Below are 19,474 nucleotides of genomic sequence, written 5' to 3' on the forward strand. Positions count from 1 at the left end.
GTCAGGACTCCCGCCGCTGGTCGACGATGCGGCGCATCTTGCCCATCGAGCGTTCCACCCCGTCCGGCTCGATCACCCGTACCGCCACGGACACCCCGATCGTGTTCTTGACCTGCTCGACCAGCGTGGCGCCGGCCCGCTCGGCCTCGTCGGCGGCGGCGCCCGCGCGCCGCTCCACGTGGACGGTGAGCGTGTCGAGCCGGCCCCGCCGGTCGAGCACGCACTGGAAGTGCGGCGACAGGGCCGGGGTACGCAGGATCAGCTCCTCGATCTGGGTCGGGAAGACGTTCACCCCCCGGACGATCATCATGTCGTCGGTACGCCCGGTGATCTTCTCGATCCGCCGCATCGGGCGGGCGGTGCCGGGGAGCAGCCGGGTGAGGTCGCGGGTGCGGTAGCGGACCACCGGCATGGCCTCCTTGGTCAGCGAGGTCAGCACCAGCTCACCCCGCTCTCCGTCGGGCAGCACCTCCCCGGTGACCGGGTCGATGATCTCCGGGTAGAAGTGGTCCTCCCAGAGATGCAGGCCGTCCTTGGTCTCCACGCACTCGACCGCCACACCCGGCCCCATCACCTCGGACAGGCCGTAGATGTCGAGCGCGTGCATGTCCAGGCGCTGCTCCAGCTCGCGGCGCATGTCCTCGGTCCACGGCTCGGCGCCGAAGATCCCCACCCGCAGCGAGGTGGCGCGCGGGTCGACGCCCTGACGTTCCATCTCGTCGACGATGGCCAGCATGTAGCTCGGCGTCACCATGACGACCTCCGGTTCGAGGTCGCGGATCAGCATCACCTGGCGCTCGGTCATGCCGCCGGAGACCGGGACGACCGTGCAGCCCAGCTCCTCGGCGCCGTAGTGGGCGCCGAGGCCGCCGGTGAACAGCCCGTAGCCGTACGCGACGTGCACCCGGTCGCCGCGGCGGCCCCCGGCGGCCCGGATCGAGCGGGCCATCAGCTTCGCCCAGGTGTCCAGGTCGGCGCGGGTGTAGCCGACCACAGTGGGACGGCCGGTGGTGCCGGAGGAGGCGTGCAGCCGGGCGACCCGCTCGCGGGGCACCGCGAACATGCCGAACGGGTAGTTCTCCCGCAGCTCCGCCTTCGTGGTGAACGGGAAGCGGGCCAGGTCGGCCAGTTCACGCAGGTCGTCCGGGTGCGCGCCGACGTCGTCGAACGCGCGCCGGTAGTGGGGCACGTTGTCGTACGCGTGCCGCAGCGAGTGCCGCAGCCGGTCCAGTTGCAGCGCGCGCAGCTCGTCGACGCCGATCCGCTCGACGGGATCCAGCTCGTCCGGACGGGGCGTGCGCTCCTCCACGGTGACCTCCTGGCACGAGGGGCCCCGGACGCCGCCGCGCCGGGCGCTGCCGCCCACCGTACGCCCGCCCCTCCCTCCTCCCCTCCTCTCCCCCGCGATCTTGCAGTTGCCGCCCCTCGGGTGCCGCGGATGTCCGGTATGCCGGGGCCGAACCTGCAAGGTCGACAAGGGCGAGGGCGGGCGGGGCGAGGGCGGGGCGGGGTTATGCTCTCGGTGGCGGTGGGGCCCGCCGTTCCGGCGGGTGCCGGGAGAACCGCGACGTCGCCAACGGTCCCTGCCAGTGACGAGTCCTGGTGGGAGGTGCCGTGTCCGATCCCCGCGTCGATCCGGACGTCGACCTGCGCGTACCGGCGGACCGGGCGGAACTGCCCGCGCACCCGGCGGCGGTGCTCGGCGTGATCGCCGCCGGCGGTGTGCTCGGCGCGCTGGCCCGGGCCGGCGCCCAGGCCGCCGTGCCGCACCAGCCCGGCGGCTTCCCCTGGGCCACGTTCGCCGTCAACGTCACCGGCTGCCTGCTCATCGGCGTGCTGATGGCGGTGCTCGCTGCCCGCCGGGCCCACCCGCTGACCCGGCCGTTCCTCGGCGTCGGCGGGCTCGGCGGGTTCACCACGTTCTCCGCGTACGCGGTCGACGCGCAGCGGCTGCTGACCGACGGCGCGGCCGGTACGGCGGGCGCCTACCTGGCCGCGACGGTGCTCGCCGCGCTGGCGGCGGTCGCGGCCGGGGACGCGGTCACCGCCCGGCTGCTGCGCGCCCGGAACGGGAGCCGACGATGACCGTCGCGCTGCTGCGCGCCCGGCACGGGGCGGACCGATGACGGTCCTGCTGATCGCACTCGGCGCCGCGATCGGCGCGCCGCTGCGCTACCTGACCGACCGGGCGGTGCAGGCCCGGCACGGCTCGCCGTTCCCGTGGGGCACGCTCACCGTCAACCTGGCCGGGTCGGTGCTGCTCGGCGGGCTGCTCGCGGCGCCCGTCGGCCCGGCCGTGACCGCGCTGGTCGGCACCGGCTTCTGCGGCGCGCTGACCACCTGGTCCACGCTCAGCTACGAGACGTTTCGCCTGGCCCGCACCGGCGAGCGCCGCCTCGCGTACGCGAATGTGGCGCTCAGTGTGGTCGCGGGGCTCGGTGCGGCGTTCCTGGGCTACGCGGTCGTCACCACGCTGACCGGCTGACCGGCGCCGGTCAGCGGGCCCGGCGCTCCGGGTGGGCCCGGTTCCACGCCCGCATCCGCTCCGGGTAGCCGGTGCGGGCCGCCTCGTACAGCGGCACCGCGTGCTTCTGGGCGATCCTGCCGGCGACCCGGGGCGAGCCGGTACGGCGGCGGATCCACTCGCCGTCGTGCGCGATGGCGACGACTGTGGTGTCGGTGGCGGTGGTCTCCGGTTCCAGGTAGAACTCGACCCCGCTCCGGCTGGTGACGAACGCCTCCAGTTGCGCCAGGTCCTCCTTGGTCGCCTCGCGGTCGAGCTTCGTGGGCGTCGTCGGGTCGGCGGCCCGGCGGCTGAACCAGCCCATGCCCGCCTCCTCTCCTCGCGTTCGCTCCAGTGCAGCACGCCCGTCTGGCAGGCGGCTGGGAGCGCGGTGGGAGTCGGCTGGGCCGGCTCAGCCGACCTTCGCCGCCGGGGCGCCGGCCTGCGCGTCGGGCGCGGCGGCGCGTTCTCGCAGCACCGGCACCAGCGCGAGCGTGGGCAGCAGGAGCAGCGGCACCACGCCGAGCGCGGACAGCACGCCGAAGTGGTCGCCGAGGAAGCCGAGCAGCGGCGGGCCGGCGAGGAAGGCGGTGTAGCCGATCACGGCCACCACGCTCACCCGGGCCGCGGCCCTGTCCTCGTCGTCGGCGGCGGCGCTCATCCCGACCGGGAAGCCGAGCGACGCGCCGATGCCCCACAGCGCCACGCCGGCCACGGCGAGCGGGCCGGACCCGGCCAGCACGGCGAGCGCGGCGCCGGCCGACGCCGTCGCGATGGTCGCGTACAGCACCGGCACCCGCCCCCACCTGTCGATGGCGACGGTGCCGACGGTGCGGCCGAGCGTCATGCCCACCACGAACACGCCGAACACGGCGGCGCCGACGGCCTCGTCGACCCCGTACCCGTCGACGAACGCCACCGCGAGCCAGTCGTTGGCGCTGCCCTCGGTGAACGCCATGACCAGCACGAGCAACCCGATCAGCAGGGTGCGGGGCTCGCGCCAGGCGGCCAGCAGCGCCCGCCGCCGGGCCGCCGGCTCCCCGTCGCCGGCCCCCTCGGCCGGTGCGGCGAGGAACGCCCGGGCGCCGACCAGCGTGCCGGCCAGGACCAGCACGGACAGGACCGGCAGGTGCACCCCGACGGGTACGTCCAGCCGGGCGGCGCCGGCGCCCAGCCCGGCCCCGGCCACCGAGCCGAGACTCCAGGCGGCGTGGAACCGGGGCAGGATGGTGTAGCCGAGGCGCTTCTCCACCGCGGCGCCCTCGACGTTCATCGCCACGTCGCACATGCCGGAGCCGAAGCCGAACGCGGCGAGGCCGAGCCCCACCCCGACGACCGAGCCGGCCAGGCTGGCGGACAGACCGGCCACGGTCAGGCCGAGCGAGACCAGCACCACCGACACGTTCACCGTGCGCGTCGGCCCGAGCCGCTGCGTGACCAGGCCGGCGGTCGGCATGGCCAGCAGCGAGCCCGCCGACACGCAGAGCAGCAGCAGCCCGAGCCGGCTCGGCGTGAGGTCGAGCGCCTCGCGGGCAGCCGGGACGCGGGAGAACCAGCTCGCCACCGCGAGCCCGTTGAGGGCGAAGACGACGGCCACGCCGTTGCGGGCGGTCAGCACCGCCCGGGGCGCCGGTGGCCGCTTCCCGGCCGGTGCGTCGATGGTGCTGCTCACGGTGCGGTGATCCCTTCCCCCGTCTGATCCCGACGACAATCGCACACCTGAGAGCGCTTCCACCACAAGCGCCGTTATGGCTTCGCCCATCCGCGCCGGAGCAGGCATGATGCGGGCATGGGTACGCCGACCGCACGTCCCGCCACGCTCGACGACGTGGCCCGCGACGCCGGGGTGTCCCGGGCCACCGCCTCCCGGGTGCTCGGCGGCTACGGGTTCACCTCGGTGGACGCCCGTGCCCGGGTGCGGGCCGCCGCCGAGCGCCTCGACTACGTACCGGACCTCGCGGCCCGGGCGCTGGTGCGCGGGGCCGGGGTACGCCTGGTGGTGGCGGTGGTGGGCCGCGACGACACGGTGCTGGACGACCCGTACGTGCACCGGGTGGTGAGCGCGGCGTCGCGGGTGTGCGCGCCGCACGGCGTCGGCGTGGCGCTGGAGTGGCTGCCGCTGGCCGACCCGTCGGGGCTGGCCCGGCTCGGCGCGGACCGGGGCGTGTGCGGCGTGATTCTGGTCAACACGACCCAGGCGGCGCTGGACGCGGTGCCGCCGAGGCTGCGCGGCCGCGTCGTCTCGATCGGTCAGGGCTCGCCGACGGTGCCGTCGTTCGACGTCGACAACGCCGGTGGCGCGGGCGAGGTGCTACGCCACCTGTACGCCACCGGCCGGCGCCGCATCGTCATGGTCACCGGTCCGCGCTGGCTGAGCTGCGCCGAGCGGTCGGTCACCACGTACCGGGAGCTGATGCGGGAGTCGGGGTCGCCGGAGCGGCTGGTCACCGGCGACTTCACCACGGCACGGGGCGGCCGGGCGGCGCTGGAGGCGCTGCGCCGGTGGCCGGACGCCGACGCGGTCTACGCGGCCAGCGACGCCACCGCCTTCGGCGTGATCGCGGCGCTGCGCGGGCGCGGCGTGCGGGTGCCGCACGACGTGGCGGTGGCCGGGTTCGACGACCTGCCGTACGCGGCGATCAGCAGCCCGCCGCTGACCACCGCGACCCACCCGGTCGACCGGATCGCCGCCGCCGCGGCCACGGCCGTGCTGACGCGCGCGCCGGCCGCCCCGAGCACCGCGTTCCCGTCGACGCTGGTCACCCGCGAGAGCGCCTGACCGGCCACTCGGCCCGGTCCCGTCCGGGCCGGCCGGCCCTGGCCGTCGCCCCCGCGCCGTCCGCTAATGGAGGGCGGGGAAGGGAGTTTCCGATGCGGCGGTGGCGACCCACCAGATGGATGTACCGGGGCGGCCGGCCGAACCGGCTGGCCCGGATGATGAACGCGCTGTCGGCCTGGCAGTACGGCGCCGGCCTCGCCCCGCGGCACTGGGTGACGATGGAGGTGCCGGGCCGCCGCACCGGCCGGACCGTCTCGGTGCCGATCGTGGTCGCCGACCTCGACGGCGAGCGGTACGTCGTGTCGATGCTGGGCGATCGGGCCAACTGGGTGGCGAACGTGCGCGCTGCGGGCGGGCGGGTCGTGCTGCGCCGTCGCGGCCGCGAGCCGGTCCGGCTGGTCGAGGTGCCGGTGGCGCAGCGGCCACCGGTCCTGCGCCGGCACCTGGCGCTCGCCCCGGGCGCCCGGGCGCACGTGCCGGTGGACCGGCACGCCCCGCTCGCCGACTTCGCCCGGGTCGCCGCCGGTGTTCCGGTCTTCCGGATCGTGCCGGCGGACAACCGGTGAAAGCGCCCGCGCACAAAACTCCAGAATATCGAGCGCGGCGGTTTCCGCGGGTCGGCCGAATGGGAGAGACGGCGGGTAAGATCGGCGACACGAAGGCGGCTGATCGCTGACTGTCGCGCCCGGCGCGGGCGCTCACACTTGCCGCATGAATACGAGACTCCGCCGCAGCCGGGCATTCGGCCTCGCGGTGTGTCTCGCCCTCGTGGCGATATTGAGCGGCTGCATGCAGCTCAACCTCGGGCTGACCGTGAACGACGACGACACCGTCTCCGGTCAGCTCCTGCTCACCGCGCCGAAGTCCGTGCTCAAGCAGCGGAACCCGGACCCGGCGGTGGCGTTCGCCGAACTGCGGCCGAACATTCCCTCACTTCCGCCCGGGGCGGAGACCCGGTACGAGGACGCCACCTCGTACGGCATTCAGATCACGTACCGGAAAACACCGCTGGCGCAATTCACGAGTGAAAGCGTGAATCTTGTTCGGGACGAAGATCTCTATCGCTTCTCGCTCCCGCTGGACCCGAAGAAATACGGCGGCAAGTTCGGCCAGCAGGATCCGCGCCAGCAGCAGGCGTTCATGACCTTGATGGAGTTCGAGATCTCGGTGACGTTCCCCGGCCGGGTGCTCGACACCAACGGCACGATCACCGGGCGTTCGGTCAGCTGGAAGGTGGTCGCCAACCAGCCGAAGCCGGCCGAGTTGCGTGCCGTCGCCCAGGCGCCCCCGCCGCCCGCCACCAGCCCGGCCGCGGTGGTGACCGGGAATGGTTCCTTCCCCTGGCTGCCGGTCGTCGCCGGCGTGGTCGTCGTGCTGCTGGTCGTCGCCGTCGCGGTGGCGCTGCTGTTGCGGCGGCGTTCCCACGGAGCCGCTCCAGCCGCGGCGACGCCCACCGGTCCGGCCCCGGCCGGCACCGGCGCCCCGCCCGCACCCGGCGCCCCGGCCGCGCCCGCACCGCCCGCCGGTCCGCCGGCCTGAGCCCGGCCGGACCCTCCGACCACCGACGGCGCCCGCGCCGGCGGCCCACCACACACCGGGCGGACCCCGGGGTACGCCCCGGACGCCGCCGCACCACCCACCCCGACCGCACCACCGCACAGTGGAAAGAGGGGGATCGCCGTGAACGATCTCTTCACCTGGGCCGCCCTGGGCAGCCTCACCGGCGCCAGCGCCGCCACCCTGCTCGCCACCAACGTCATCGGCGGGCTGATCGGCCCGAGCGGTGACAAGGCGCGCAAGTGGATCGCGCTGGGCTTCGCGCTCCTGCTGTCGTACCTGACCGCCGCGTTCGCCACCGAGGCCGGCCCGGAGAAGTGGGTCATCGCGTTCTTCAACGGGCTGGTGATCTTCTCCGCCGCGCTCGGCGTCAACCAGCTCCCCCCGGGCAACCGGCAGGCGACGCAGGCGTCGCCGACCCAGCTCGCCCAGGGGCACGAGCCCCGCTTCGTCCGCTCCTGGGTCTGAGAGAGGTGACCCCATGATCTTCGGCATCCTCAGCGCGGCCGTCCAGGTCGTCTTCGGCGCCGCACTCGGGCAACTCGCCGCCGGCACCGTCGGCCTGCTGGTCGGCGCGGTCGTCGGACTGCTGCTCGGCGCGCCGTTCGGCTGGGCGTCCGCCTCGGCCGGCACGTACGGCGCCGACCCGAAGGGGATCTTCCTCTTCGTCGTCGACCACACCTGGAGCCTGCTCAACACGTTCGCCGGGGCGCTGTTCCTGGCGCTGCACCTGGTCTTCGGCCACCAGCTCGACCGGGTCGTCTCGGCCGGCAGCGGCCGGGTCAACGTCGTCGAGGGCGTCTCCCCCCGGTACGCCACCACCATCGGCACGGTCTGCGCCGGGTCCAGCCCGGGCATCCAGCGGCACGAGGACGTGCACGTGTTCCAGGCCCGGCTGCTCGGCCCGTTCTACCTGCCGCTGGTGGCGCTCAACTACGTGCTGTTCACAGTCGCCCCGGTGTGGCTGCTCTGGCACGACCACACCAACGCGCCGATCAACCGGTTCACCCGATACTTCGAGATCGGCGTCTACCCGCACGTGTGGAACGAGGCCATCGCGTACCGCATCCAGGGGACGCCACCGCGATGACCGGCGCGATCGAGGCGGCCGTCGCGGACGTCGCGAGCTGGCTGGCCGGGGCCGCGGGTGAGCCCGTACCGGTCGGTCCGCCGCGCGACGACCCCGACGGCGGCCTCACGGTCTGGCCGCTGGAGCTGCGGCCGGCCCGGCAGACCGCGACCGGCGGCGCGACGCGCGAGCCGTACCGGTTCGTGGTCCGCCTGCTGGTCGCCGGCGGCGGGCCGGCGGCGCTGCCCGCGCTGGACCGGGTGCTCGCCGCCGCCACCACGGCGGGCCGGCCGGAGCTGGTGCTGGCCGCCGGCGACCCGGCGCTGTGGCGGGCGCTCGGCGTGGCGCCCCGGCCCGCGCTGCTGCTGGACGCGCCGGCCCGGGTGGAACGGCCGGTCCCGGTCGCGCCACCGGTACGCCAGCCGCTGCGGCTGCGGCAGCTCGGCATGCGCACGCTCGACGGGCGGGTGGTCGGGCCGCAGGACCAGCCGCTCGCCGCCGTCCGGGTGGAGCTGGTGGGCGCCGCCCAGGCCACCGAGACCGACGCCGCCGGGCGGTTCCGGCTGGTCGGCGTCCCGCACGACCCCGACGCGCCGGACGCCCCGGTGCGGATCCGGCTCACCGGCGCGGGGCGCGTCCACACCGCCGAACTCGATCCGGAAGGCGACGGCCTGATCGTCGTCCGCGCCCCCGACTGACGTCCCGAGGAGGACCGATGCCCACCTACTTCTCCCCCGGCATCTACGTCGAGGAGGTGCCCAGCGGGGCCCGCCCGATCGGGCCGGTCGGCATGAGCACCGCCGCGTTCGTCGGGATCGCGCCCGACCGCGGCGCCCACGTCGGCGAGGCGCTGGCGGTGAACAGCTGGACCGAGTTCCTGCGGCTGTACGCCGACGGCGAGCATCTGGAGAGCACCCCGCTGGCCCGCGCCGTGTTCGGCTTCCTGGACAACGGCGGCACCCGCTGCTGGATCGTCAACGTCGGCGAGGGCGGCCAGCTCACCGGCACCGGCGGACGGCGCGGCGGCCTGCAACTGCTGGAGGCGATCGACGAGATCTCCATCCTGGCCGCGCCGGGCTACCACGACCCGGTCTCGCACGAAGCACTGATCAGCACGGCCGAGCGGCTGCGCACCATGGTGGCGATCTGCGACCCGCCGCCGGAGGTCACCGACGTCTCGCGGCTCACCCGCGTCGCCACGCCCGGCAAGCCGCCCAGGTCCGGGTCGGCCGGGTCCGCCGGTTCGGCCGGGTCCGCCGCATCGGCCGGGTCGGCCGGGTCGGCCGGGTCGGCCGGGTCGGCCGGGTCGGCCGACAAGCCCGCCGAGGGTACGCCGGGCGACGGCGACGGCGAGCCGCCCGGCACCGGCGGCGACCGGCCCCGGCAGTCGGACTACGCCACCTTCTACTTCCCGTGGATCCGGGTCCGCGACCCGCTCAGCGGCGACCTGGTGCTCACCCCGCCGAGCGGGCACGTCGCCGGCATCTGGGCCCGCACCGACGCGCTGCGCGGCGTGCACAAGGCACCGGCCAACGAGCCGGTACGCGGTGCCGTCGACCTCGCGTACCGGGTGACCCGGCCGGAGCACGACGTGCTCAATCCCAAGGGCGTCAACGTGATCCGCTTCTTCGCCGGGGAAGGGATCCGGCTGTGGGGCGCCCGTACGCTCGCCGCCGAGGCGAGCGAGTGGCGCTACCTGAACGTGCGGCGGCTGTCCATCTCCATCGAGCAGGCCATCGCCAACGGCACCCGCTGGATGGTGTTCGAGCCGAACGACTTCACGCTGTGGCGCTCGATCCGCCGCGACATCGGGGCGTTCCTCACCCGGGTCTGGCGTGACGGCGCGCTGCTCGGCCGTACGCCCGAGGAGGCGTTCTTCGTCAAGTGCGACGAGGAGACCAACCCGGCCGACGTCCGCGACGCCGGGATGGTGGTGGCCCACATCGGCATCGCGGTGGTCAAGCCCGCGGAGTTCGTGGTGTTCAAGCTGAGCCAGTGGGCCGGCGGCACCGAGACCGAGACGATCGGAGGCTGACATGCCCACCACGGCCACCCCGCAGCCCGGAGCACCCGTCGACCCGTACCGGGCGTACCACTTCAAACTGCTGATCAACGGCATCACCAACGGGCACTTCACCGAGGTCAGCGGCTTCGAGGTGGCGATACCGGCGCTGTCGTACCGGGAGGCGGGCAACGAGCGCATCCGGGCCGTGCCCGGCCAGGTCGAGTACGCCCCGGTCACCCTCCACTTCGGCCTGACCAGCTCACGCGAGCTGTGGGACTGGGTGAACGCGGCCGCCAAGGGCACCGTCAACCGGCGCAACGTGTCGGTGGTGCTGCTGGACCCGGCCGGCACCGCCGAGGTGCTGCGCTGGAACATGATCAACGCTTGGCCGACCCGGTGGCGGGGCGCGCACCTGAACACGCTGTCGCAGGAGATCGCCATCGAGGCGCTGACCCTGGCGTACGAGGGCCTGGAGCTGGAGGCCGGCGGTGCCGCCGCCCCGGCGACCGCGTGACCGGCTGGCCCGCGCGTTGCGGGCCACCGCCGATCGGTTGTCCGCACCGGGGTCGCCGGACGCACCGGGCTCACCGGGCTCACCGGGCTCACCGGGCTCACCGGAGGATGTGTCGCGTCCTCCCGGTCAGCCGCCCGAGCACTGGCGGCGCCTGGTCGCGGCGCACGCCCCCGGCCTCCTGCGCGACCTGCCTCCGCCCCCGTCCCCCGTCGAGCCCGGACTTCTCACCGACCCGTCCGCGAACGGCAGCCCGGACCAGACGCGGACACGACGGGGCGAGCCGGGCCGACGCGGGATGGGCCGGTTGTGGCGAGGATGGAAGGCGCTGTTGGCCGACCGCTTCGGCACACCCCGTTCCCGAACGCGCTATCCCCACGGGGCCGATCCCGGTTCGTCGTCGAGATCTTGGTACGAAACGGCCCCCATAGGGGCCATTTCCTACCAAGATCTCCAGGGCGTCCCGTTCGGCGGGACGGGGGTTCCGGGAGCTGGGAGCCGGGAGCCGGCGGGGGTCGACGGCGGGACGCCGGGATCGGCCGGGCCAGGCGTAGCAGCGAGCCGTGCCGGCGCAGGACCGACTCGGACGGCGTCTACATGCAACGGTCCGGGAAGCGCACCGGCCCGTGCAGGGAGCGGGCCGGCCGGTGCAGGGAACGGGCCGGCCGGTGCGGGGAACGGAACGGGACGGGCGAGGGCGAGAAGCGGATCGGCCGAAGCCGGGCCTTCGGCACCGGCGGCCGGTGCCGCCTTCAGCCGCTATGACGCAGGGCCCGACACCGTCGCGGCGCCTGGCCTCACGCCGGCATCCCGGTACGTGACAGGGCCGGGCCGGCCGACGAAGGCAGCCGACGCGGACGTGACCGGATCGGCGGGCACACCGGGAGGGGTACGAACGCCGGGCACAGCGCGCAGGTCGGACACGGCCGGTTCGACTGATGCGGCCGGGTCGGCGCGTACAGCGCGCACCACCGGCGGCACGGAGACGGCCGGATCACGCGCCACGGGCACGGCCGGATCACCCGGCACACCGACGTCGGGCGGACCGGACCGGCAGTCACCGGCCACGGGGTGGCCCGGCCTCGGCGTGGATCGGGCGGACGCCCTCACGCGGCGCGCTCGGGCCGACCGGAGCCGGGAACGGCGCCGGGCCGACGACCCCGGGACGGAACCGTCGCCCGCTCGGGACGACGTACTCCCGCTCCTGTTCGCGGCCGCCTCACCGCACGGGTGGCAGGGACGGGCCGGAGACGACCCGGGGCGGGCCGCGGGCTCGCCGTACCCGAACGGGCGTCACCCGGCCCCCGGCGGCGATTCCCGGGCTCGACCGGGGCAGCGACCCGCGCGGCCCACGCCCGGCGGCCCCTGGCCGGCGCTGCCGGACGACGCCGGCCCGGCCCCGGCGACGAACCCGACCGGCGCGGCCCGGGCGACCGACGGCAGCGCGGATCCGTGGCCGGCGCTACCGGGCGAACCGGCGTGGTGGACCCCGGCGACGCGGGCCACCCCGTGGAGTGACACGGCCCGGCTGGACCGGGAACAGGCGGGTGACTGATGGAGCGCGTCGCCTTCCTCGTGGACGAGTCCGGCACCCGGGTCGACTGCCTGCTCAACCCGGAGACCGTGCAGGTGACCCGGCTGGCCGGGGTACGCCCGCGCGGCGGGCCGGACGGGCCGCTCACCGGCGCCGGGCTGGCCGACGATCCGCTCGTCTTCACCGGCGGCGGGCGTACCGAACTGGTCCTGGATCTGCTGTTCGACGTCGACTTCGTGGAGTCGCCGGCCCGGCCCGAGGACGTCCGCGCGCTGACCCGGCCGCTGTGGATGCTCGCCGAGAACTCGGCGGTCGAGCACGGCTGGCTGCGCCCGCCGCTGGTCCGCCTGGTCTGGGGCAAGACCTGGAACGTCCCCGGCGTGATCACCGCGATCGCGGAACGCTTCGACGCGTTCACCCTCACCGGTACGCCCCGGCGGTCCTGGCTGCGGTTGAAGCTGGTCCGCGTCGCGGAGGGCGCGGAGGCGGCGCGCGCCGGGTTCGAGGAGGAGCTGGCGGCGGCGAGCACACCCGCTGTCGCGCCCGGGTCGGCGGTGGTGGCCGCCGCCGACGGCGCGGCCGAGCCGGGCTGGTCCGGGGTCCGCTTCGACCTGCTCGCCCACGACGCGCTGGGCTCGCCGCTGCGGTGGCGGCTGCTCGCCGAGCACAACCGGATCACCGACCCGCTGACCGTGCCGGCCGGCACCGCGCTCGCCGTTCCGCCGGTCGGCGCCGCCACCGTCCCGCCGGACGCCGTCACCACGGGAGGCACCCCGTGACCGGCCACGCGACCGGCGCCCCGCGCCACCCCGCCCCCGCGAACACGACTCCCCTGAGCGGCGACGCGACAAGAAGCGCCGCGCGGCCAGCGACCGCCGGGTGTGCGCCGTGAGCCGGGCCGCCCTGGTCACGATCGACGGGAGGCCGCTCGCCGACCCGGCCCGGCTGCGTGGCATCCGCGTCGCCGCCCGCCTGGACCGGCCGGCGCAGTGCGAGCTGACGCTCACCGCCGCGCCCGGCGCGGGCCCGCTCGACCCCCCGGTACGCCCCGGCGCCACAGTCGACGTACGGCTCGACGGGCAGTCGGAGGCGCTGTTCACCGGCGAGGTGACGGCCGTCGAGCGGGAGTACGCCGGTGACGGCGCGGCGCTGGCGCGGATCCGGGCGTACGACCCGCTGCACCGGCTGCGCAAGCGGCAGGAGCTGCGGGTGTTCGAGTCGGTGACCGCCGCCGAGCTGGCCGGTGAGCTGTGCGCCGGGCTGGGGTTGAGCGTGGCGGCCGAGGACGACGGGCCGCGCCTGGACCGGCTGCTCCAGCACCGGCACACCGACCTGGACCTGCTGTGCGAGGTGGCCGGGCGGGCCGGGCTGCACCTGGGCGTCGACGGTGACCGGTTGCGGCTGTTCACGCTGGACGGGTACGGGGAGCCGCTGCCGTTGACGCTCGGCGAGACGGTGCACGCGTTGCGGGTCACCGAGAACCTGGACCGGGCGGGCGCGGAGTGCGCCGTACTCGGCTGGCATCCGCAGCGCGCGGAGCCGCTGGGCCAGCGGTCGGGCGAGGCGCGCAGCGGGCGGCGCATCCCGCTGCGCCCGGCCCCGGGCGGCGTCGGCGCGGACGGTGTGCGTACCGCTGTGGACCAGCCCGGGCGCAGCGACGACGAGCTGGCCGCGCTGGCTCAGGCCGGGCTGGACGCCCGGGTCGCGGCGCTGGTCACCGCCGAGGGCACCGCGGAGGGCGACCCGGCGCTGCGGCCGGGCCGGCGGATCGCCCTCGCCGGTGTCCCGGAGCCGGTCGCCGGGGTGTACGTGCTCACCGAGGTGGTGCACACGGTGGACGCGGACGGGCACCTGACCCGGTTCTCCACGGCGCCGCCCGGCCCGCCGCCGTCGGCCGCGCCCCCGGCGGCCACTGTCACGCTCGGCACCGTCACCGACATCGACGACCCGGACGGGCTGGGGCGGGCCCGGGTGACGCTCCCGGCGTACGGCGATCTGGACGCCGGCTGGCTCGCGGTGCTCTGCCCGGGCGCGGGCCGGGGCAAGGGGATCGTCGCGCTGCCCGACCCGGACGACACAGTGCTGGTGGCGCTGCCCGGCGGCGAGCCGGCCTCGGGCGTGGTGCTCGGTTCGCTGTTCGGCGCGGTCGAGCCGTACGACGCGGGGATCGTGTCCGGGCGCTCGCGCCGCTGGTCGATGCGGACCGGCACCGGCCAGTCGATCGTGATCGACGACGACGGGCGGACGCTGCGGCTGGCCACCGACGCGGGCAGCTTCGTCGAGCTGCGTCCCGAGCTGACCACCGTGCACGCGGCGGGTGACCTGGTGCTCTCCGCGCCCGGCCGGGCCGTCGTGGTACGCGGCCGCACCGTCGACTTCCTGCACGCCCCGGCGGTCGAGGACGCCGAGACCGCCGCCGCGCAGGCCCGTACGCTCGCCCGTTCCGCCGGAGGTGGCTGATGCGCTGGATCCACCGCGACTCGCTGATCACCTGCGGGCACGACGGACGGGTGCGCAACCGCCCGTCGCAGGACTGGGTGACGGTGCGGGGCGTGCCGGTGCTGGTGCGGCCCGACCCGGAGGGGCGCGACGTCACCGCCTGCCCCAACTACGGCCCGACGATCAAACCGTGCCTGCACACGCTGACCGTCACTGTGGGTTACAGCACGTGGGTGCGGGTGGACCGGCAGCCGGTGGTGTTGTCGCACCTGGACGGCCTCACCGACGGCACCCCGCCGGGCACCGTGCACCACCAGGTCCGCGACGTGCGGCAGGGTTTCCTGGGGACGGACGCATGAGGGCCTTCCGCTTCGTCGGCGCCGGCTTCGACGCCGGCCGCGCCGGTGGTCTCGCGCTCACCGCCGCCGGCGGGCTCGCCATGACCGACGGCGACGAGACGGTACGCCAGGCGCTGTACCTGCTGCTGTCCACCACGCCCGGGGAGCGGCTGATGCGTCCCGGGTACGGGTCGCGGCTGCACCGGCTGGTCTTCGCGCCCAACGACGACACCACCGCCGGGCTGGCGATCCACTACGTGCGGCAGGCGATCCGGCGCTGGGAGCCCCGGATCGAGGTGCTGGACGTGGACGCCGGTCCCGACCCGGACGACCCGTGGCGCCTGGTGATCCGGCTGGACTACCGGGTCCGGGCCAGCCTCTCCCCCGGCCACCTCGTGTTCTCGGTCGACCTGCTGCCCGCCGACGAGGAAACCCCCGACGAGGAGGGCACGCCATGACGCTGCCGGTGCCGCACCTGGACGACCGCGCCTTCCTCGACCTGGTCACCGAGGCGCGGGAACGCATCGCCCGATCCTGCCCGGACTGGACCGACCTGTCCGCGCACGACCCGGGCATGGCGCTGCTGGAGGCGTTCGCCTACCTCACCGAGGTGATGATCTACCGGCTGAACCAGTTGCCGGAGAAGGCGTACGTCGCGTTCCTGAACCTGCTCGGCGTCACCCGGCACCCACCGGCGGCGGCCTGGGCGGACGTGCGCCTGACCCGCACCGGCCCGGACCGCGGTCCGGTGCGGGTGCCGGCCGGCACCCGCGTCGCCGCGGCCCGCGGCGCGGACCCCCGGCCGGTCGTCTTCGTGACCACCGAACCGGCGGTGCTGCCCGCCGGCGAGACCACTGCGACGGTACGCGTGCACCACTGCGAACCGGTCGAGGCGGAGCTGCTGGGCACCGGCACCGGGCAGCCCGGTCAGGTGTTCCGGGCCGCACGCGCGCCGCTGACGCGTACCACCGAGGCGCTGGACCTGCTACTCGGCGTGGAGGTGCCGGCCGGCTCGGTGGAGCTGGGTGCCGCGGCCCGGGAGCACGAGGGGCGCACGTACGAGATCTGGCGGCCGGTGGACAGCTTCGCCGGTGTCGGCCCGCAGGCGAAGGTCTACCTGGTGGACCGGGCCTCCGGGGTGGTCACGTTCGCCCCGGCGCTGGACCTGCGCCCGGCCGGGGGCGCCCCGGCCGTCGAGGGGGTGGCCGGGGCGACCACGGTGGCGGCGGTGCCGGCGGCCGGGCGGCAGGTGCGGCTCTGGTACCGCTGCGGCGGCGGCCCGGCCGGCAACGTCGCGGCGGGCGTGCTGACCAGCCTGCGCGACCCGCTGCCGGGAGTGAAGGTGGACAACCCGGAGCCGGCCACCGGCGGACGGGAACTGGAGTCGCTGGAGTCGGTGCTGGCGCGCGGGCCGTACGAGTTCTTCGCCCAGCAGCGCGCGGTGACCGCCCGGGACTTCGAGATCCTGGCCACCGGCTCCGGTGCGGTGGCGCGGGCGCGGGCGTTCACCCGGGCCGCCGTCTACAGCTTCGCCCGGCCCGGCGAGGTCGAGGTGGTGCTGGTGCCGTACGTGCCGGAGGCGGCCCGTCCGGGCGGGCGGCTGCCGGTGGCGGTGCTGCGCGAGCACGAGGTGGAGGAGGCCCGCCGCCGGGTCGAGGCCGACCTGGAGCGGCGCCGCGCCCTGGGTACGGCGGTGCGCGCGGGCTGGGCGCGCTACAAGGCGGTGTCCATCCAGGCGCGGGTGGTGGTGCGCCGCGAGGAGGACGTGGACGCGGTGCGCCGCCGCATCCACGACCGGCTGCACCAGACGCTCAGCCCGCTGCCCACGCCGCTGAACCCGGCCGGCTGGGCGTTCGGCGAGCCGCTGCGCGCCTCCAACGTCTACCGGATGCTGGAGCACGCCGAGCCGGGCGTGCGCTACGTCGAGTCGGTGCGGTTCGTGGTCGACGAGGCGCCGGACGCGCAGGTGCGCACCGTGGCGGTGGACCAGTACCAGGCCGACACCTGGTACGCGGGCGGCGGCCCGGTGCTGTTCCGCTCCACCAACGCCGGCGCGGGCTGGGAACCGGCCGGCCGGTTCGACGACGAGACCGTGGTGCGGGTGGTGCCCGCACCCGCCCCGGTACGCCCCGGCGTCGTGCCCCGGGCCGGTTCGGTGGCGGTGGTGACCACCCGAGACGCCGGCGGTTCCCGGGTCCGGCTGAGCACCGACCTGGGTGAGACGTGGACGCTGCTGACCGACCTCGACTCCGGCGTACGCGACCTGGCCTGGATCGACCGGGACGGCACCGGCGCGTTGCTGCTGGCCACCGACACCGGCCTGTACGAGGTGCCACTGCTGCCCGGCGCGGTGCCGTTGCAGATCCTGGTAGACCCGGCCGACGCCGACCGGGGCTTCTACGCGGTGCGCTCGTTCGTCTCCGAGCGCGGCGCGCCGGGGGTGGCGGTGGCCGCGCAGGCCGGATTCGGGGTCTACCTGTCCACCGCTGCGGGACGGCCCGGCACGTTCGCCCACGTCGGCCTCGCCAACGTGGACAACCGGGTGCTCGCCGTCCAGTACGACGGCCCGGCCACGCTGCTGTGGTGCGGCGCGGGCGAACCGGACCCGAAGAAGCCCGGTCAGGGCTGCCACCGCACCCGGCTGTTCGAGTCGGACGTGAAGTGGCAGTCGATGGCGTCCGGCTGGATCGGCGGCACCTGCCGGGACCTGGCGTTCAGCGGACCGCTCGCGCTGGCCGCGACGCAGAGCGGCGGCGTGGTCCGCCTGGACACGCTCGCCGGGCAGCCGCAGTGGTCGCCAGTGATGGTGAACTGCGGCCTGCCGCTGCGGGACCGGACCCGGTTCGTCCCGGTCGACGCCATCGCCGCCACCGCGCCCACCGGCACGTCGGGCGCCGGGCGGCTGGTGCTGGCCGGCGGCGAGCGTGGCGTGTTCCGCAGCGTCGACGGCGAGGACTGGACGCCCAGCGCCAACCAGGCCACCGCCGACGTGGTCACCGTCCCCGGCACCTGGCTGCTCTGCTCCGGCGAGCACGACATCGAGGTGGTGCGGCAGGATGCGCCGAGCGGCGATTGAGCGGCTGCTACCGGCCGCGTACCAGCGGGCCGCCGGCCCGGGCAGCGTGCTGGGCGCGCTGCTGGACGTGATGGAGGCGCTGCACGCCCCGGACGAGGCGGTGCTCGCCGACGTCGACGCGTTGTTCGGGCCGTACCGGACGCCGGACGGGTTCGTGGCCTACCTGACGCGCTGGGTGGCGATGGACCACGTGGTCGCCGCGCCCCGCGCCGACGCGCCGCTGCCGTTGCCGATGGGCCGGCTGCGGGACCTGGTCGCGCACGGCGCGCTGCTGGCCCGGTGGCGCGGCACCCCGTACGGGATGCGGACCGCGCTGGAGCTGGCCACCGGCGTGACCGGGTTCGTGCTGGACGAACCGCCCGAGCGGCCGTTCCACCTGGTGGTGCGGGTGCCACCGGCCGCCGCCGACCGGCTCGCGCTGGTCACCCGCATCGTCGAGGCGGAGAAACCGGCCGCGGTCACCGTCGAGGTCGTCGCCGGGGACCCGGCCGACCCGCCCTCCGACCCGCCCTCCGACCCGCCCGCCGACGCGACGCCGCCCGGGACCGGCCCGCCCCCAGCAGGGCCGCCGGAACCGGGCCCTCCGCACACGCCCGGGCCGCCCGAGCCGGACGTCGCCGAGCCCGCCGCCGGGGTGGCTTCGGTGCGCGCGGTCGGCCGGGCGCACGTCCCCGCACCCCTGCCCCACGATCCGCCCGAGGAGCCGTCATGACCACCGAATGGACAGTCGTCGCCGCCGCCGAACAGTTCACAGTGGACGCCCGCAACGCCGGTGAGCTGACGTTCACCGTGTCGAACCCGGGCACCGCGCCGGACACCGTCGTGTTCGACGTGGCGCCCGGCGAGGGCAGCCAGCGGGCCTGGTTCACGGTGGCCGAACCGCAGCGGGTGGTGCCCGGGCAGGGGTCGGTGTCGTTCCTGGTCCGGCTCGCCGTACCGCCCGGCACGCCGCCCCGGCGCTACGACATGACCGGGTTCGCGTACTCGGCGAACACCGCACCGGAGGAGAGCTCCCGGTCCAGCGGCCGGGTCACGTACGACGTGCGGGCCGTCGTACCCCCGAAGCGCGCGCCGTGGCCGTGGATCGCCGCAGCCGCGGCGCTGGTGCTGGTCGTGGCCGGGGTGGTGGCCTGGCTCGTGACCCGCGGCCCGGACACCCCGGCTCCCCCGCAGGCCGGGGCGGTGGTGGTGGAGGCGGAGACACTCGTCTCCGGCGCCGCGGTGCAGTCCACCACCGGCGCGAAGGCGGAGGTGGTGGCGCAGGAGAACTGCTGCGACGTGGTGTGGTCCGGCGACGCGCAGCTGTTCTTCCTGGGCCGGGGCGTGGGCGACCGGGTGACCGTGCAGGTGGACGTGCCGTCCGACGGCACCTGGCGGTTCTCCACCGTGCGCACCACCTCGTTCGACTACGCGAACACGATCTGGCTGGTCGACGGCCGGCAGGTCGGCGACACGTTCTTCGGGTTCAGTCCGACGGTGGTCCGCACCGACGAGGTGGACGTGGGCACGGTGGAGCTGACCCGCGGCCCGCACAAGCTGACGCTCGTGGCGGTGAGCAAGACCCAGGGCACCGACAGGTACTTCGCCGGGGTGGACGAGATCCGCTTCACGCCCGTCGTCCGGCCGTGAGCGCGAGGAGTGAGCCGGTGTTGCGAGCCCCGCA

The 19,474-nt window shown here is 75.5% G+C and carries 20 protein-coding genes; 17 read left to right on the forward strand and 3 right to left on the reverse strand.

Annotation, left to right across the window (positions count from 1 at the left end; all coding sequences use genetic code 11):
- Position 1: 1 nt before the first annotated feature.
- Entirely contained in the window at positions 2 to 1,309 is a 1,308-nt protein-coding gene (paaK, locus tag M8C11_RS08815; protein WP_252449200.1) for a phenylacetate--CoA ligase PaaK, read from the reverse strand.
- Between the two features lie 293 nt (positions 1,310 to 1,602).
- Between paaK and M8C11_RS08820 the strand changes: the two genes are divergently transcribed.
- Complete coding sequence (locus M8C11_RS08820) at positions 1,603 to 2,085, forward strand: CrcB family protein (protein ID WP_252449201.1); 483 nt, start codon at positions 1,603 to 1,605, stop codon at positions 2,083 to 2,085.
- A gap of 37 nt (positions 2,086 to 2,122) precedes the next feature.
- A complete protein-coding gene (locus M8C11_RS08825) occupies positions 2,123 to 2,485 on the forward strand; it encodes a CrcB family protein (RefSeq protein WP_252449202.1) in 363 nt (120 codons plus the stop codon).
- 10 nt (positions 2,486 to 2,495) lie between these two features.
- Here M8C11_RS08825 and M8C11_RS08830 read toward each other — a convergent pair whose 3' ends face one another.
- Both M8C11_RS08830 and M8C11_RS08835 read right to left on the reverse strand, forming a co-directional pair.
- Positions 2,496 to 2,828 (reverse strand): hypothetical protein, encoded by a 333-nt coding sequence (locus M8C11_RS08830; RefSeq protein WP_210895159.1) that lies wholly within the window; start codon positions 2,826 to 2,828, stop codon positions 2,496 to 2,498.
- An 87-nt stretch (positions 2,829 to 2,915) separates the two neighbouring features.
- Positions 2,916 to 4,175, reverse strand: a complete 1,260-nt coding sequence (locus tag M8C11_RS08835) for an MFS transporter (protein ID WP_252449203.1) — start codon at positions 4,173 to 4,175, stop codon at positions 2,916 to 2,918.
- A gap of 117 nt (positions 4,176 to 4,292) precedes the next feature.
- On the opposite strand from M8C11_RS08835, the gene M8C11_RS08840 reads away from it, so the two are divergent.
- The 15 genes from M8C11_RS08840 (at position 4,293) to M8C11_RS08910 (ending at position 19,440) form a co-directional block, all read left to right on the forward strand.
- A complete protein-coding gene (locus M8C11_RS08840) occupies positions 4,293 to 5,282 on the forward strand; it encodes a LacI family DNA-binding transcriptional regulator (RefSeq protein ID WP_252449204.1) in 990 nt (329 codons plus the stop codon).
- A 92-nt stretch (positions 5,283 to 5,374) separates the two neighbouring features.
- On the forward strand, positions 5,375 to 5,848 hold the full coding sequence (locus M8C11_RS08845; protein WP_252449205.1) for a nitroreductase family deazaflavin-dependent oxidoreductase: 474 nt from the start codon (positions 5,375 to 5,377) through the stop codon (positions 5,846 to 5,848).
- A gap of 145 nt (positions 5,849 to 5,993) precedes the next feature.
- Positions 5,994 to 6,821: a DUF3153 domain-containing protein gene (locus M8C11_RS08850; RefSeq protein WP_252449206.1), complete on the forward strand. Its 828-nt coding sequence runs from the start codon at positions 5,994 to 5,996 to the stop codon at positions 6,819 to 6,821.
- A gap of 141 nt (positions 6,822 to 6,962) precedes the next feature.
- Positions 6,963 to 7,307 carry a hypothetical protein gene (locus tag M8C11_RS08855; protein WP_252449207.1) on the forward strand — a complete coding sequence of 115 codons (345 nt, stop codon included), beginning with the start codon at positions 6,963 to 6,965 and terminating at the stop codon, positions 7,305 to 7,307.
- 13 nt (positions 7,308 to 7,320) lie between these two features.
- A complete protein-coding gene (locus M8C11_RS08860) occupies positions 7,321 to 7,929 on the forward strand; it encodes a glycine zipper family protein (protein WP_121685597.1) in 609 nt (202 codons plus the stop codon).
- The gene (locus M8C11_RS08865; protein ID WP_252449208.1) at positions 7,926 to 8,606 is read left to right on the forward strand and encodes a carboxypeptidase-like regulatory domain-containing protein; all 681 of its coding nucleotides are present in this window, start codon (positions 7,926 to 7,928) and stop codon (positions 8,604 to 8,606) included. Before M8C11_RS08860 ends, M8C11_RS08865 begins: the two co-directional genes overlap by 4 nt.
- A gap of 17 nt (positions 8,607 to 8,623) precedes the next feature.
- Positions 8,624 to 9,943 carry a phage tail sheath subtilisin-like domain-containing protein gene (locus tag M8C11_RS08870; RefSeq protein WP_252449209.1) on the forward strand — a complete coding sequence of 440 codons (1,320 nt, stop codon included), beginning with the start codon at positions 8,624 to 8,626 and terminating at the stop codon, positions 9,941 to 9,943.
- A gap of 1 nt (position 9,944) precedes the next feature.
- Positions 9,945 to 10,427 (forward strand): phage tail protein, encoded by a 483-nt coding sequence (locus tag M8C11_RS08875; RefSeq protein WP_013286679.1) that lies wholly within the window; start codon positions 9,945 to 9,947, stop codon positions 10,425 to 10,427.
- 1,551 nt (positions 10,428 to 11,978) lie between these two features.
- Entirely contained in the window at positions 11,979 to 12,737 is a 759-nt protein-coding gene (locus M8C11_RS08880; RefSeq protein ID WP_030499327.1) for a hypothetical protein, read from the forward strand.
- Positions 12,738 to 12,846: 109 nt separating this feature from the next.
- Positions 12,847 to 14,418: a phage baseplate assembly protein V gene (locus M8C11_RS08885; protein ID WP_252449210.1), complete on the forward strand. Its 1,572-nt coding sequence runs from the start codon at positions 12,847 to 12,849 to the stop codon at positions 14,416 to 14,418.
- Positions 14,418 to 14,756: a hypothetical protein gene (locus M8C11_RS08890; RefSeq protein WP_252449211.1), complete on the forward strand. Its 339-nt coding sequence runs from the start codon at positions 14,418 to 14,420 to the stop codon at positions 14,754 to 14,756. The genes M8C11_RS08885 and M8C11_RS08890 overlap by 1 nt, the downstream gene beginning before the upstream one ends.
- Complete coding sequence (locus M8C11_RS08895; protein ID WP_121685591.1) at positions 14,753 to 15,193, forward strand: GPW/gp25 family protein; 441 nt, start codon at positions 14,753 to 14,755, stop codon at positions 15,191 to 15,193. The genes M8C11_RS08890 and M8C11_RS08895 overlap by 4 nt, the downstream gene beginning before the upstream one ends.
- Entirely contained in the window at positions 15,190 to 17,811 is a 2,622-nt protein-coding gene (locus M8C11_RS08900) for a putative baseplate assembly protein (protein ID WP_252449212.1), read from the forward strand. The genes M8C11_RS08895 and M8C11_RS08900 overlap by 4 nt, the downstream gene beginning before the upstream one ends.
- Positions 17,792 to 18,523, forward strand: coding sequence for a phage tail protein (locus M8C11_RS08905; protein WP_252449213.1), 732 nt, complete (start codon positions 17,792 to 17,794; stop codon positions 18,521 to 18,523). Before M8C11_RS08900 ends, M8C11_RS08905 begins: the two co-directional genes overlap by 20 nt.
- Positions 18,520 to 19,440 carry a hypothetical protein gene (locus M8C11_RS08910; RefSeq protein ID WP_121683610.1) on the forward strand — a complete coding sequence of 307 codons (921 nt, stop codon included), beginning with the start codon at positions 18,520 to 18,522 and terminating at the stop codon, positions 19,438 to 19,440. The genes M8C11_RS08905 and M8C11_RS08910 overlap by 4 nt, the downstream gene beginning before the upstream one ends.
- The last annotated feature ends 34 nt before the right edge of the window (positions 19,441 to 19,474 follow it).

It is taken from the genome of Micromonospora sp. CPM1 (assembly GCF_023896895.1).
Classification (GTDB): Bacteria; Actinomycetota; Actinomycetes; order Mycobacteriales; family Micromonosporaceae; genus Micromonospora; species Micromonospora tulbaghiae.